Origin of the sequence: Thermotoga sp. RQ2, from assembly GCF_000019625.1 — a bacterium.
GTDB classification, from domain to species: Bacteria; Thermotogota; Thermotogae; order Thermotogales; family Thermotogaceae; genus Thermotoga; species Thermotoga maritima.
Genome location: NC_010483.1, coordinates 792,692 through 806,499, shown reverse-complemented (window position 1 = coordinate 806,499; position 13,808 = coordinate 792,692). Strand labels below are relative to the sequence as shown.

Annotated in this window: 11 protein-coding genes; 10 read left to right on the top strand and 1 reads right to left on the bottom strand. The window is 46.6% G+C overall.

The window, feature by feature from the left end:
- Nucleotides 1-4: 4 nt before the first annotated feature.
- Nucleotides 5-1,177: a phosphopentomutase gene (locus tag TRQ2_RS04040; protein ID WP_012310751.1), complete on the bottom strand. Its 1,173-nt coding sequence runs from the start codon at nt 1,175-1,177 to the stop codon at nt 5-7.
- Nucleotides 1,178-1,268: 91 nt separating this feature from the next.
- Between TRQ2_RS04040 and leuS the strand changes: the two genes are divergently transcribed.
- The 10 genes from leuS to TRQ2_RS03990 are packed head-to-tail and all read left to right on the top strand — an operon-like array spanning nt 1,269 to nt 13,808.
- The gene (gene leuS / locus TRQ2_RS04035) at nt 1,269-3,743 is read left to right on the top strand and encodes a leucine--tRNA ligase (protein ID WP_012310750.1); all 2,475 of its coding nucleotides are present in this window, start codon (nt 1,269-1,271) and stop codon (nt 3,741-3,743) included.
- 9 nt (nt 3,744-3,752) lie between these two features.
- Complete coding sequence (locus tag TRQ2_RS04030; protein ID WP_012310749.1) at nt 3,753-4,379, top strand: redox-sensing transcriptional repressor Rex; 627 nt, start codon at nt 3,753-3,755, stop codon at nt 4,377-4,379.
- Between the two features lies 1 nt (nt 4,380).
- A complete protein-coding gene (locus tag TRQ2_RS04025; RefSeq protein ID WP_004082801.1) occupies nt 4,381-4,602 on the top strand; it encodes a DUF4911 domain-containing protein in 222 nt (73 codons plus the stop codon).
- A complete protein-coding gene (locus TRQ2_RS04020; RefSeq protein ID WP_012310748.1) occupies nt 4,599-5,054 on the top strand; it encodes a YqeG family HAD IIIA-type phosphatase in 456 nt (151 codons plus the stop codon). The genes TRQ2_RS04025 and TRQ2_RS04020 overlap by 4 nt, the downstream gene beginning before the upstream one ends.
- Nucleotides 5,051-6,265, top strand: coding sequence for an adenosylhomocysteinase (locus TRQ2_RS04015; protein WP_012310747.1), 1,215 nt, complete (start codon nt 5,051-5,053; stop codon nt 6,263-6,265). The genes TRQ2_RS04020 and TRQ2_RS04015 overlap by 4 nt, the downstream gene beginning before the upstream one ends.
- Nucleotides 6,262-9,570: a reverse gyrase gene (rgy, locus tag TRQ2_RS04010; protein WP_238514482.1), complete on the top strand. Its 3,309-nt coding sequence runs from the start codon at nt 6,262-6,264 to the stop codon at nt 9,568-9,570. Before TRQ2_RS04015 ends, rgy begins: the two co-directional genes overlap by 4 nt.
- 3 nt (nt 9,571-9,573) lie before the next feature.
- A complete protein-coding gene (locus TRQ2_RS04005; RefSeq protein ID WP_012310745.1) occupies nt 9,574-11,745 on the top strand; it encodes a sodium-translocating pyrophosphatase in 2,172 nt (723 codons plus the stop codon).
- Between the two features lie 58 nt (nt 11,746-11,803).
- Nucleotides 11,804-12,070 (top strand): acyl carrier protein, encoded by a 267-nt coding sequence (locus TRQ2_RS04000; RefSeq protein ID WP_029683257.1) that lies wholly within the window; start codon nt 11,804-11,806, stop codon nt 12,068-12,070.
- Nucleotides 12,051-12,932 carry a DUF89 domain-containing protein gene (locus tag TRQ2_RS03995; RefSeq protein ID WP_012310743.1) on the top strand — a complete coding sequence of 294 codons (882 nt, stop codon included), beginning with the start codon at nt 12,051-12,053 and terminating at the stop codon, nt 12,930-12,932. Before TRQ2_RS04000 ends, TRQ2_RS03995 begins: the two co-directional genes overlap by 20 nt.
- Before the next feature lie 24 nt (nt 12,933-12,956).
- On the top strand, nt 12,957-13,808 hold the full coding sequence (locus TRQ2_RS03990; RefSeq protein ID WP_012310742.1) for a YitT family protein: 852 nt from the start codon (nt 12,957-12,959) through the stop codon (nt 13,806-13,808).

The window sequence follows — 13,808 nt, the reverse complement described above, 5'->3', positions numbered from 1 at the left end:
TCTTTCACTCCCATATGAGGTTTTTGAAGGAGGTTCCGTTTTCAAGAGGGGGAACTCCGAAGATATCGGCGATGGTTTGGCCCAGGTCGGCAAAGGTTTCCCTGATGCCAACGTAAACGTCTTTTTTCAGTCTTCCTCCGTATCCAAGGAGGGGGACCATTTCCCGGGAATGGTCCGTTGAGGGAGTCGTGGGATCACATCCGTGATCTGCCGTGATGAAAAGAACGTCGTCCTCGTTCAGATTATGCATGATCTCAGGTAATCTTGCGTCGAACTCCTCGAGGGCTTTGGCGTAAGAAACGGGGTCGTTTCTGTGGCCGTATTTGGTGTCAAAATCCACAAGATTTGTGAAGATCAGACAGTCATGATTTTTCTCCTTCATGAGTGAGATCGTTTTGTCTATTCCATCGTTGTTATCCTTCGTCTTGTAATTTTCCGTCACGCCTCTTCCAGCGAATATATCTGCGATCTTGCCAACACCGTAAACGGGTATTCCATTCTCTGTGAGGACATCGAGAAGTGTTTTACCTTCCGGTTCGAGCGAGAAGTCTTTCCTTTCGGGTGTTCGAACGTAGTTGGGCCACTCTCCTGTGAAGGGTCTTGCGATAACCCTGGCAACTTTGTATCCCATTTCGTTCAGAAGTTCCCTGGCGATTTTGCAGTACCTGTAAAGTTCCTCCAGGGGAACGATTTCTTTCTTTGCCGCTATTTGAAACACACTGTCCGCTGATGTGTACACGATCAGAGCACCGGTCTTCTCGTGGATCGGACCAAGTTCTTTTATGATTTCCGTACCGGATGCAGGTTTGTTACCTATGACTTTCCTCCCCGTTCTTCTCTCGAACTCTTTTATCAGTTCCTTGGGAAAACCATTTGGAAACAGGTCAAACGGCTTCTTGAGGATGACTCCCGCTATTTCCCAGTGTCCGGTCGTCGTGTCTTTACCGGGGCTTTTTTCCATCATTTTCCCGTAGATGCCTTCTGCGGGTTTCACAGGCTCAACACCTGGTATGTCGTCGAGGTTGCCGAGACCCAGTTTTGCCATATTTGGAAGGTGCAACCCACCCACCGCTTTTGCGGTGTTCACAATGGTGTTGCTCCCTTCATCGCCGTACAGATGAGCGTCGGGCATCTCACCTATTCCCACACTGTCCAGAACTATCAGTACCACCCTCATACTTCCAGCTCCTTTCCGAAAAATTCTATCACAAATGGCTGAAAAATCTGATATTATTAACTTTGAGAAGGAAATATCAGGAGGTGTAGACATGAAGGAATACAGACCACAGGAAATAGAGAAAAAATGGCAGGAAGTATGGGAAGAAAAGAAGGTTTTTTATACACCTCAGAGGTCTGAGAAACCCAAGTATTACGCTCTCGTGATGTTTCCGTATCCCTCTGGAACCCTCCACGTAGGGCACGTGAAAAACTACGTCATAGGTGACATAGTCGCAAGATACAAGAGGATGAGAGGATACAACGTCCTCCACCCGTTTGGATACGACGCATTCGGACTTCCCGCCGAGAACGCCGCAATCGAAAAGGGAATTCATCCTGAAGAGTGGACAAGGAAGAACATCAACACTATTCGAGGACAGGTGAAAAAACTCGGTATAAGCTACGACTGGAGCAGAGAAATCGCGACCTGCGACGAGGAGTACTACAAATGGACCCAGTGGATATTTCTCCAGCTCTACAAGAATGGTTTGGCCTACAAGAAGAAGGCAGCTGTCAACTGGTGCCCCAAGTGTAAAACTGTTCTTGCGAACGAGCAGGTGAAAGACGGAAAATGTGAAAGGTGTGGGACGAGCGTCACCATAAGGCACCTCGAACAGTGGTTTTTCAAGATCACGGATTACGCGGAAAGGCTGCTGAACGACCTGGACAAGCTCACAGGATGGCCGGAGCACGTCAAGACCATGCAGAGAAACTGGATAGGAAAGAGCACCGGTGCGGAAATAGATTTTCCTGTCGAAGGATCGGATACAAAGATCAGGGTCTTCACAACCAGGCCCGACACACTCTGGGGTGTCACTTTCATGGCTCTTGCACCGGAGTCTCCCCTTGTTGAAGAGCTCGTTCCTGAGGAGAAGAAAGAAGAGCTTCAGGAGTTTCTTGAACGTGTAAAGCAACAGGACAGATTCAGAAGAACCTCTGTCGAGGCCGAAAAAGAAGGGTTCTTCCTGGGAAGGTACGCCATAAACCCCGTGACCGGCGAGAGGATACCGATCTACGTGGCAAACTACATCCTCATGGAGTATGGAACGGGTGCCATCATGGGAGTTCCTGCCCACGATCAGAGGGACTTCTCCTTCGCTAAAAAATACGGAATTCCGATAAAGGTTGTGATTAAACCAGCAGACAGAGATCTCGATCCGGAGAAGATGGAAGAAGCCTACGAAGGCGAGGGTATCATGGTGAACTCCGGACCGTTCGATGGAACACCGAGCGGCGAAGGAATAGAAAAAGTCATAAATTGGCTCGAGGAAAAAGGCATTGGAAAGAGGTCGGTCCAGTACAAGTTGAGAGACTGGCTCATATCGAGGCAGAGATACTGGGGCGCTCCAATCCCCATCATCTACTGTGAAAAATGTGGTATTGTACCCGTCCCAGAGGAGGACCTTCCAGTGAGACTTCCAAAAGACGTGGAATTTCTTCCAACGGGTCAATCTCCTCTTTCTTTCCACGAAGGTTTCAAGAGGACAAAGTGTCCCATCTGTGGTGGAGAAGCCCAGAGAGAAACGGACACCATGGACACTTTCGTTGATTCTTCCTGGTACTTCCTCAGATACGTGAATCCTCACCTGGAGGACAAACCGTTCGAGCCCGATGATGTGAACTACTGGTTACCGGTGGATCAGTACATCGGAGGGGTGGAACACGCCGTACTGCATTTGCTGTACTCCAGATTCGTAACCAAGGTACTGCACGATCTGGGTTATCTCAATTTCGACGAACCCTTCACCAACCTCTTCACACAGGGAATGATTTACAAAGACGGTGCCAAGATGTCCAAGTCGAAGGGGAACGTGGTGTCCCCGGATGAGATGATAGAGAAATACGGGGCGGATACCTTGAGAATGTACATACTCTTCATGGCACCTCCAGAGAAAGACGCCGAATGGAGTGACGCCGGTATCGAAGGTGTTCACAGGTTCATCAAAAGGCTCTGGAACACTTTCTACACGGTTCTTCCGTTTGTGAAAGAAGAAAACACGGAGAATCTTGTGTTGAAAAACTCCACAGAGAAGGAACTCAGAAGAAAGCTTCACAGTATTATCAAGAAGATAACGGAGGATATAGAAGGTGGATTCAAGTTCAACACCGCTATAAGTGGTCTGATGGAACTCGTGAACCACCTGAGCCAGTACTTGAACAGTGTACCGCAGGAGGAATGGAACAGAAAACTCCTGCGAGAGATAGTAGAAAAACTCACACTCGCTCTTTCACCTTTCGCACCGCACCTTGCAGAGGAGTTCTGGCACGATCTCGGAAACGATAGTCTTGTTGTCCAGCAGGCCTGGCCTTCCTACGATCCAAAAGCGCTCGAAGTGGAGGAAGTCGAAATCGCCATCCAGATAAATGGAAAGGTGAGAGACAAAGTGGTTGTGCCTGTGGATATCTCTGAAGAGGCTCTGAAGAGGATCGTCCTCGAAAGAGAAAGGGTCAAGGAATACGTCGATGGCAAACCAATAAGGAAATTCATTTACGTGAAGGGAAGAATCGTAAATATCGTGGTATGAGGTGATAGAATGGCGGAAAAGATACCGAAGCCTGTTTCAAAAAGGTTGGTAAGTTACTACATGTGCCTTGAAAGGCTCCTCGATGAGGGTGTAGAGGTGGTATCCTCGGAAGAGCTCGCAAGAAGGCTCGATCTCAAAGCGAGTCAGATAAGAAAGGATCTGTCATATTTTGGAGAGTTTGGAAAGCGCGGGGTTGGCTACAACGTGGAACATCTTTACGATGCGATTGGTGAGATTCTCGGTGTCAAAAAGGAGTGGAAGCTGGTCGTTGTGGGAGCTGGAAACATAGGAAGAGCAGTTGCGAACTACACAGTGATGAAGGAAAAGGGTTTCAGGATAATAGGAATTTTTGATAGTGATCCGTCAAAGATAGGAAAAGAAGTGGCACCTGGCCTCGCTGTGAGTGATGTGAGTGAACTCGAAAAATTTGTTGAAGAACACGGTGTCGAAATAGGAGTGATAGCCGTTCCCGCTGAACACGCTCAGGAGATAGCTGAAAGATTGGAAAAAGCAGGCATCAAGGGGATTCTGAATTTCGCCCCCGTGAAGATAAAGGTATCTGTCCCGGTAGAGAACATAGACATAACCGCTTCTTTGAGAGTTCTTACCTTCGAGATTGTGAGGAGGAATTCTTGATATGGAATACGATGTTTACGTGAGGGTTTCAAAAGAGGATGTTCACCTTCTGAACTACCTTCTTGAGGTGGAAGAGCATATGTTCAACATCAGAAAATACGAAGATGGAGTTTTGAAAATTATCACTCCTTTTCCTGAGGAGGCCATAAAGCTCCTTGAAGGATGTAAGGAGATGGTGGATCTTGAAATCCTTGAGGTAAAGGAGAATCCCGGCGAGGCATGAAAGTCGAAAGAGTTGAAAGGGTCGAAGACATAGACTTCGAAGGTCTCTTGAAAGAAGGCTACACCTGTTTCTTTTTTGACTTCGATAACACTCTTGTTCCGTGGAAAGAGAGCAAACTTGAAGAGAGTAAGAGAAGATTGTTGATCGAACTGGCAAAAAGAGCTCGTGTGATTGTTGTTTCTAATGGAAAACCAAGAAAGGTCGATCTTCCAGTCACGTTCATCTGGAGGGCGGGGAAGCCTTTCAGCCTGAAGCTCTGGAGATTCCTGAAAAAGGAAAAAATCGATCCAGAGCGCTGCGTGATGATAGGAGATCAGATTTTTACAGATGTGCTCACTGGTAAGATTTTCGGATTTCGTGTGATAAAAGTAGAACCGATCAGTGCGAAAGAATTTTTTGGTACGAAGATTCTGAGGTTCTTCGAGAAAATAGTGGAGGGAAAAGTACGATGAACACAGGTGAAATGAAGATAAACTGGGTTTCCAGATACATGCCCCTTCTGAACAAAATCGCCGAGGAGTATTCGAGCGAAAAGCCGCTATCTGGTTTCACCGTTGGAATGAGCATACACCTTGAAGCAAAGACGGCCTATCTCGCGATTACTCTGTCAAAGCTTGGAGCAAAAGTGGTGATCACAGGAAGCAACCCACTTTCAACGCAAGATGATGTAGCGGAAGCGCTCAGATCAAAGGGAATAACCGTTTATGCGAGAAGAACACACGACGAGAACATTTATCGAGAAAATCTCATGAAAGTTCTCGACGAAAGACCGGACTTCATAATAGACGACGGAGGAGATCTCACGGTGATTTCTCACACCGAAAAAGAAGAGGTTCTCGAAAATCTCAAAGGGGTATCCGAAGAAACCACGACGGGCGTGAGACGTTTAAAGGCATTGGAAGAGACAGGAAAACTGAAAGTACCCGTTATCGCTGTGAATGATTCCAAGATGAAGTATCTCTTCGATAACAGATACGGGACGGGTCAGTCCACATGGGATGCCATCATGAGAAACACAAATCTTCTCGTTGCTGGAAAAAACGTTGTGGTGGCGGGATACGGCTGGTGCGGACGAGGGATCGCTCTCCGTGCAGCGGGACTAGGAGCCAGGGTGATCGTAACGGAGGTCGATCCTGTAAAAGCCGTCGAAGCGATCATGGATGGGTTCACAGTTATGCCTATGAAGGAGGCCGTGAAGATTGCCGATTTCTTGGTGACGGCCACAGGAAACACCGACGTTCTCTCAAAGGAAGATATTCTTTCTCTCAAAGACGGGGCAGTTCTGGCAAACGCTGGGCATTTCAATGTGGAGATCCCGGTGAGGGTACTGGAAGAAATTGCGGTTGAAAAGTTCGAAGCACGGCCGAACGTGACAGGATACACTCTTGAGAATGGTAAAACGGTCTTTCTTCTTGCGGAGGGAAGGCTGGTCAACCTGGCAGCGGGAGATGGCCACCCAGTAGAAATAATGGATCTGTCCTTTGCACTTCAGATCCTCGCCGTGCTTTATCTTCTTGAAAATCACGGAAAGATGTCACCGAAGGTGTACACGCTCCCAGATGAAATAGACGAAAGAGTGGCCAGGATGAAACTGGATTCTCTAGGAATAAAGATAGATGAGCTGACAGAGAAACAGAGGAGGTATCTGAGAAGTTGGCAGTGAATTCCAAATACCATCATTCCTGTATCAACTGTGGGGGATTGAACACCGATGAAAGAAACGAAAGGGGACTTCCTTGTGAAGTTTGTCTTCTCGAGGAGTCCCCTTCTGATATTTATAGGGCTCTTCTTGAAAGAAAGACTCTGAAAGAGTATCGTTTCTATCACGATTTCTGGAACGAGTACGAAGATTTCAGGAGTTTCTTCAAGAAAAAATTCGGAAAGGATTTGACGGGTTATCAGAGGTTGTGGGCAAAGAGGATTGTTCAGGGAAAAAGTTTCACGATGGTTGCACCAACCGGTGTAGGGAAAACGACTTTTGGAATGATGACAGCCCTGTGGCTGGCAAGGAAAGGGAAAAAATCCGCTCTCGTTTTCCCAACGGTTACTCTGGTGAAGCAAACTCTCGAAAGGCTTCAAGAGTTTGCCGATGAAAAGGTGAAAATCCTCGGTTTTTATTCCTCGATGAAAAAAGAAGAGAAAGAAAAGTTCGAGAAAAGCTTTGAGGAAGACGATTACCATATCCTGGTTTTCTCCACTCAGTTCGTTTCGAAAAACAGAGAAAAGCTTTCCCAAAAAAGATTTGACTTTGTTTTCGTGGACGATGTGGATGCTGTCCTAAAGGCCTCCCGGAACATAGACACTTTGCTCATGATGGTTGGAATACCGGAGGAGATCATAAGAAAGGCTTTCTCGACTATAAAGCAGGGAAAGATTTACGAAAGGCCCAAAAGCTTGAAGCCAGGTATTCTTGTGGTTTCTTCTGCCACCGCCAAACCGCGTGGTATAAGGCCCCTTCTCTTCAGAGATCTCCTTAATTTCACCGTCGGAAGGCTGGTTTCGGTAGCAAGAAACATCACCCATGTCAGGATCTCCACCAGATCGAAAGAGAAATTGATAGAGCTGCTGGAGATTTTCAGAGATGGGATATTGATCTTCACACAAACTGAAGAAGAGGGTAAAGAGCTTTATGAGTACTTGAAAAGATTCAAATTCAATGTTGGGGAAACATGGTCTGAATTTGAGAAGAATTTCGAAGATTTCAAAGTTGGAAAACTCAACATTCTGATAGGTGTTCAGGCGTACTACGGAAAACTCACAAGAGGTGTCGATCTTCCCGAAAGAATAAAATACGTGATCTTCTGGGGAACTCCTTCCATGAGATTTTCACTGGAATTTGACAGAGCACCGAGGTTTGTTCTTGCCAGGGTTTTAAAGGAAATGGGTTTGATAAAAGCTCAGGAGAACCCAGATGTCGAGGAGCTCAGAAAGATAGCGAAAGAGCATTTAACTCAAAAAGAATTCGTTGAGAAAATAAAAGAAATTTTCAGAGGAGTGGTTGTTAAAGATGAAGACCTGGAGATGACCATCCCAGATGTTTACACATACATACAGGCGTCTGGGAGATCCTCCCGAATACTGAACGGTGTACTGGTCAAGGGTGTTTCTGTGATCTTCGAAGAAGACGAAGAAATTTTCGAATCGCTGAAAACAAGGCTCCTTCTTATCGCAGAAGAAGAAATAATAGAGGAGTCCGAAACGAACTGGAAAGAACTGGTTCACGAGGTAGAGGAAAGCAGAAAAAGAATTGAAGGGGAACTGACCGACACATCAAAATCTCTCCTGATCATTGTGGAGTCTCCGACCAAAGCAGAGACGCTCTCCAGGTTCCTTGGAAGGGCTTCTTCTCGGAAAGAGAGAAACATAATTGTCCATGAAGCGGTGACAGGCGAGGGAGTGATACTCTTCACCGCGACGAGGGGACACGTCTACGATCTTGTTACAAAGGGAGGAATCCACGGAGTAGAGGAAGAAAATGGAAAATTTGTTCCCGTGTACAACTCTCTGAAAAGATGCAGAGATTGTGGATACCAGTTCACGGAGGATAGGGATGAGTGTCCTGTATGTTCTTCGAAAAACATAGATGATAAGACAGAAACGCTCAGAGCCCTAAGAGAGATTTCACTGGAGGCAGACGAAATCCTTGTGGCAACAGACCCAGATGTTGAAGGAGAGAAAATATCCTGGGATGTGACTCAGTATCTTCTTCCAGCCACCAGATCTTTGAGGAGAATAGAAATGCACGAAATCACAAGGTACGGTTTCAAAAAAGCGAGGGAAAGCGTCCGGTTCGTTGATTTCAATCTGGTGAAGGCACAGATCGTGAGGAGAGTGCAGGACAGGTGGATAGGGTTTGAACTCAGTGGAAAACTGCAGAAAAGATTTGGAAGATCGAATCTCTCGGCAGGCCGGGTGCAATCCACCGTTCTGGGATGGATAGTAGAGAGAGAAGAAGAATACAAAAAAAGCGAAAAGGATTTCACTCTCCTTGTTCTGGAAAACGGTGTGAATCTGGAAGTCGAAGGGAAAATCGCAGATGACGTGGTAACCGTTGTGGAACTACAGGAAGTCGAAGAAGAAAGAAATCCGCTACCACCTTACACGACATCTTCGGCATTATCAGAGATTTCACAAAAATTGCGGCTCGGTGTTCAAGAAGTGATGGACATCCTTCAAGATCTTTTTGAAAAAGGTTTCATCACCTATCACAGAACGGATTCAACAAGGATTTCTCTTGAGGGTCAGAACGTCGCGCGAACCTACCTCAGGAAGATAGGAAAAGAGGATATATTCATGGGAAGAAGCTGGTCAACAGAAGGTGCTCATGAGGCGATAAGGCCCGTGAAGCCTATAGATGCCAGGGAACTTGAGGAGATGGTCGAGGAAGGTTTGATAGCCGATCTCACCAAGAAACATTTGAGAGTTTATGAACTCATCTTCAACCGCTTTCTTGCCAGTCAATCCGCGGCTGTGAAGGTGAAAAAACAGATCGTGACAGTCGATGTGGATGGTAAGCGGATTGGAATAGAACAGATAGTCGAGATTTTGAGAGACGGCTGGAATCTCTTCGTGCCGTTAACAGTTTCTCCAAGATTTGAACACAGAAACTACAAGATAAAAGAAAAAAAGTTTTACAAAAAACACACCGTTCCTCTCTTTACTCAGGCTTCTATTGTGGAAGAAATGAAGAAAAGAGGTATTGGGAGACCTTCTACTTATGCAAAAATAGTAGAGGTGCTTTTCAGAAGAGGCTATGTGTACGAAGACAAATACAAAAGAGTTCGACCAACCAGACTTGGTGTAATGGTTTATTCCTATCTGAAAGAGCGTTATGAGAAATACGTCACAGAAGAGACCACACGAAGATTAGAGGAGATCATGGATAAGGTGGAAAGGGGAGAGGAAGATTATCAGGCAACTCTGAGGCTTTTATATGAAGAAATAAAATCTCTCATGGAGGAGGGGTAATGTATGTGGCTGCTCTTTTTAATTCCGCTTGTTGCACTCGGTTTTGCTGCCGCAAACTTCGCAGCCGTCGTCAGAAAACCAGAGGGGACCGAGCGGATGAAAGAGATTTCCTCTTACATCAGAAGTGGAGCAGATTCCTTCCTTGCACACGAAACAAAAGCCATTTTTAAAGTTGCCATCGTCATAGCGATACTCCTCATGATCTTCACAACCTGGCAGACGGGCGTGGCGTTTCTTCTGGGAGCCGTTATGAGTGCATCTGCTGGTATCGTGGGAATGAAGATGGCCACCAGGGCAAACGTCAGGGTGGCGGAGGCTGCCAGAACCACAAAGAAGATAGGCCCCGCTCTGAAAGTGGCGTATCAAGGTGGAAGCGTTATGGGTCTTTCCGTTGGTGGATTCGCTCTGCTTGGACTCGTCCTGGTGTATCTGATTTTCGGAAAGTGGATGGGACAGGTGGACAATCTGAACATATACACGAACTGGCTTGGAATAAACTTTGTTCCTTTTGCGATGCCCGTTTCTGGATACGCCCTTGGATGTTCAATCATTGCCATGTTCGATAGGGTCGGTGGAGGAGTTTACACGAAGGCCGCTGACATGGCAGCTGACCTCGTTGGAAAAACCGAATTGAACCTCCCGGAAGACGATCCCAGGAATCCGGCAACGATCGCAGACAATGTGGGAGACAACGTGGGAGACGTTGCGGGGCTCGGAGCGGACCTTTTGGAGAGCTTTGTTGGAGCGATAGTTTCTTCCATAATCCTCGCTTCTTACATGTTCCCAATCTACGTTCAGAAGATAGGCGAGAATCTGGTACATCAAGTACCGAAAGAAACGATACAAGCTCTCATCAGCTATCCTATCTTCTTTGCTCTTGCTGGTCTTGGCTGTTCGATGCTTGGAATACTGTACGTGATCGTGAAGAAACCATCTGATAATCCTCAAAGAGAACTCAACATCAGTCTCTGGACATCTGCGCTGCTCACAGTTGTCCTCACAGCCTTTCTGACGTATTTCTATCTGAAAGATCTTCAGGGACTCGATGTAGTTGGATTCCGATTTGGAGCCATCTCACCTTGGTTCTCAGCGATTATAGGCATCTTCTCAGGGATTCTCATAGGATTCTGGGCCGAGTACTACACGAGTTACCACTACAAACCGACCCAGTTTCTGAGTAAATCTTCTATCGAAGGGACCGGAATGGTCATTTCGAACGGACTTTCACTGGGAATGAAGAGCGTGTTTCTCCCCACTCTAACACTTGTTCTTGGTATCCTCTTTGCTGATTATTTTGCGGGTCTCTACGGTGTGGCGATTGCCGCGCTTGGAATGCTTTCGTTTGTTGCAACATCCGTCTCTGTTGACAGCTACGGTCCCATTGCGGACAACGCGGGTGGAATAAGCGAAATGTGTGAACTGGATCCCGAGGTCAGAAAGATCACGGATCACCTCGACGCGGTCGGTAACACCACCGCAGCCATAGGAAAGGGATTCGCTATAGGATCCGCTATATTTGCAGCGCTTTCGCTCTTTGCGTCTTACATGTTCTCCCAGATCAGTCCTTCTGATATTGGGAAGCCTCCTTCACTCGTGCTTCTTCTGAACATGCTCGATGCGAGGGTCATAGCAGGCGCCCTCCTTGGTGCAGCCATCACATATTACTTCAGTGGATATCTTATTTCGGCAGTTACCAAGGCAGCTATGAAGATGGTGGATGAGATCAGAAGACAGGCTCGAGAAATCCCAGGACTGCTGGAAGGTAAGGCCAAGCCTGACTACAACAGGTGTATTGAAATCACCAGTGACAACGCTCTGAAGCAGATGGGTTATCCTGCGTTCATAGCGATTCTCACACCGCTTGTGACTGGTTTCCTCCTCGGAGCGGAGTTCGTTGGAGGGGTGTTGATAGGAACGGTCCTCAGCGGTGCGATGCTCGCAATTCTGACGGCCAATTCTGGAGGAGCCTGGGACAACGCGAAGAAGTATCTGGAAGCGGGTAATCTGGAAGGGTACGGAAAAGGTTCCGAGCCGCACAAGGCACTGGTTATAGGAGACACGGTTGGAGATCCTCTCAAGGACACCGTTGGACCTTCCCTTGACATTCTCATAAAGATCATGTCGGTGGTCTCGGTGATAGCTGTCTCCATATTCAAACACGTTCACCTGTTCTGATAAACGGGGGCTTCGGCCCCCTTTAAAATTGTGGTAGGATTTCATGGGGGGACTTCACGTGGAAAGGAAAAAGCTCATGGCGAAATTTGTCGAAATCGCGTCAGAGAAAATGGGGAAAGATCTTGAAACGGTTGATGAAGAAAACACATTTGAAGAGCTTGGATTCGATTCGATAGACGTGATAGATCTTGTGATGTTCTTTGAAGATGAATTTGCCTTGAGAATAGAAGATGAGGAGATATCGAAAATTCGAAAGGTTAAGGATCTGATCGATATCGTAATCAAGAAGCTGGAGGAGATCGACGATGAGGTATCTGAGGGCTGACGAAAGGTGTCTGATCTGCAGTCTCAGACAGGCGGAGAATCTTCTGAAGAAAACCATCACTTCTCCTGAAAAGAGATGGGTGATCTTCAGGGAAGTTTTCAGGATTATGAGTGAAATGAAGTGGGGTATGAAGCCTCTCGAAGTGAACGGAGAGGTTCACAGGTTCATAATGGAGTACATAAAGGAAGAAGATCCTTTCAAAGAGGAGAAAAGAAGATCGAACGATATGGCCATGAAACTCGTTGAAATGTTCAGACCAGAGATTTTGAACTCTCCCGATCCTGTGTATTCCGCCGCAAAACTCGCCGTTTCTGGGAATCTGATAGATCTCGGGATACCGGGATGGAGTGTTGATGAAATCTTTGAAAAACTACACGAGGCTTACGAAAGGCCGTTCGACAGAGAAGACTTCGAGGAATTCAGGAATGTGTTGATGAACGCTTCCACTCTGTTCTATGTGGCTGACAACGCGGGAGAAATCGTGTTTGACAAGTTCTTCATAGAAGTCCTGAAGATGGAGAATCCATCGCTGGAGGTAGTTGTGGCGGTTCGTGGCAAACCCATTATCAACGATGCAACCATTGAGGACGCGAAGTACATCGGTCTGGAAGAGATCGCCACTGTTATTAGCTCTGGAGTGGACGAACCTGGTGTCATGCTTGATAAGGCGAGTGAGGAGTTCAGAAAGGCATTCTTTGAGTTCGATGTTGTGATCTCCAAAGGCCAGGGAAACTTCGAAGGTCTCTACGAAGAGGAGAAAAAGAATCTCTTCTTCCTCCTGACAGCAAAGTGTGATTTCGTTGCCGAAGTACTGAACGTTCCTCTGGGCGGTAAGGTCTTCATCTCTTCTTCCTCCCTCTGATTTCTCTTGTGGAGGTGAAAGAAGTTGATAGGAAAAATCAAAGAGTACGTGCTGAGTACTCTTGGAACGTTGATCACTGCCGTTGGACTCGTTGTTTTCCTCATACCGAACGATATAGCGGCTGGTGGGGTGAGTGGACTTTCGATAATACTTCACAGTTTTGTGCCGATCCCCGTTGGTGTGTGGATGTACATACTCAACGGTTTGCTCTTTTTGATAGCTTTCTTGACGATAGGATTCGATTTCAGCGCGAAGACTATTTATTGCACCTTTGTTTTTAACTTCTTCGTGGATCTTTTCGACCGCATTATTCCCCTTCCAAAGTACACCGGTGATGATCTGTTTCTTGCCGTGTTTTTTGGAACCATCCTCACAGCTTCCGGCCTTGCCATAACTTTCTCTCAGAACGCTTCCACAGGAGGAACGGATATTCTGGCCAGGATTCTGAACAAGTACTTCTGGATATCTATGGGAACGGGGCTGCTCATGGTGGATGTCGCGATAGCGGTACTTGCAGGACTTGTTTTCAGTGCCAGAACAGGTATGTACGCACTTCTTGGAGTTATTTTGAACGGTATAATGGTGGATTTCATGATGAGAGGTATTGAGCAGTCGAGTGAGGTGATCATTATCTCTGAAAAATGCGACGATATAAAAGACTTTGTGCTGAACGTTCTTCAAAGAGGGGCTACTTACATTCCCGCAAAGGGAGCTTACACCGGCAAAGAAAGGAAGATACTTCTGGTGGTGGTGAGGAGAAGGGAATTGAACGAACTGATCAGGTTCATAAAGAAGGCTGATCCAAAAGCCTTCGTCATAATCAAGGAAGTGAGGCAGGCCCTTGGAGAAGGGTTCAAAGAACTGGAGGAGTTGTGA

Excerpts from the sequence above, each read along its gene's own strand:
- leuS (WP_012310750.1), top strand. The coding sequence starts at position 1,269 with ATGAAGGAATACAGACCACAGGAAATAGAGAAAAAATGGCAGGAAGTA.
- TRQ2_RS04040 (WP_012310751.1), bottom strand. The coding sequence starts at position 1,177 with ATGAGGGTGGTACTGATAGTTCTGGACAGTGTGGGAATAGGTGAGATG.
- TRQ2_RS04005 (WP_012310745.1), top strand. The coding sequence starts at position 9,574 with ATGTGGCTGCTCTTTTTAATTCCGCTTGTTGCACTCGGTTTTGCTGCC.
- TRQ2_RS03995 (WP_012310743.1), top strand. The coding sequence starts at position 12,051 with ATGAGGTATCTGAGGGCTGACGAAAGGTGTCTGATCTGCAGTCTCAGA.
- TRQ2_RS04030 (WP_012310749.1), top strand. The coding sequence starts at position 3,753 with ATGGCGGAAAAGATACCGAAGCCTGTTTCAAAAAGGTTGGTAAGTTAC.
- TRQ2_RS04020 (WP_012310748.1), top strand. The coding sequence starts at position 4,599 with ATGAAAGTCGAAAGAGTTGAAAGGGTCGAAGACATAGACTTCGAAGGT.
- TRQ2_RS04015 (WP_012310747.1), top strand. The coding sequence starts at position 5,051 with ATGAACACAGGTGAAATGAAGATAAACTGGGTTTCCAGATACATGCCC.
- TRQ2_RS04025 (WP_004082801.1), top strand. The coding sequence starts at position 4,381 with ATGGAATACGATGTTTACGTGAGGGTTTCAAAAGAGGATGTTCACCTT.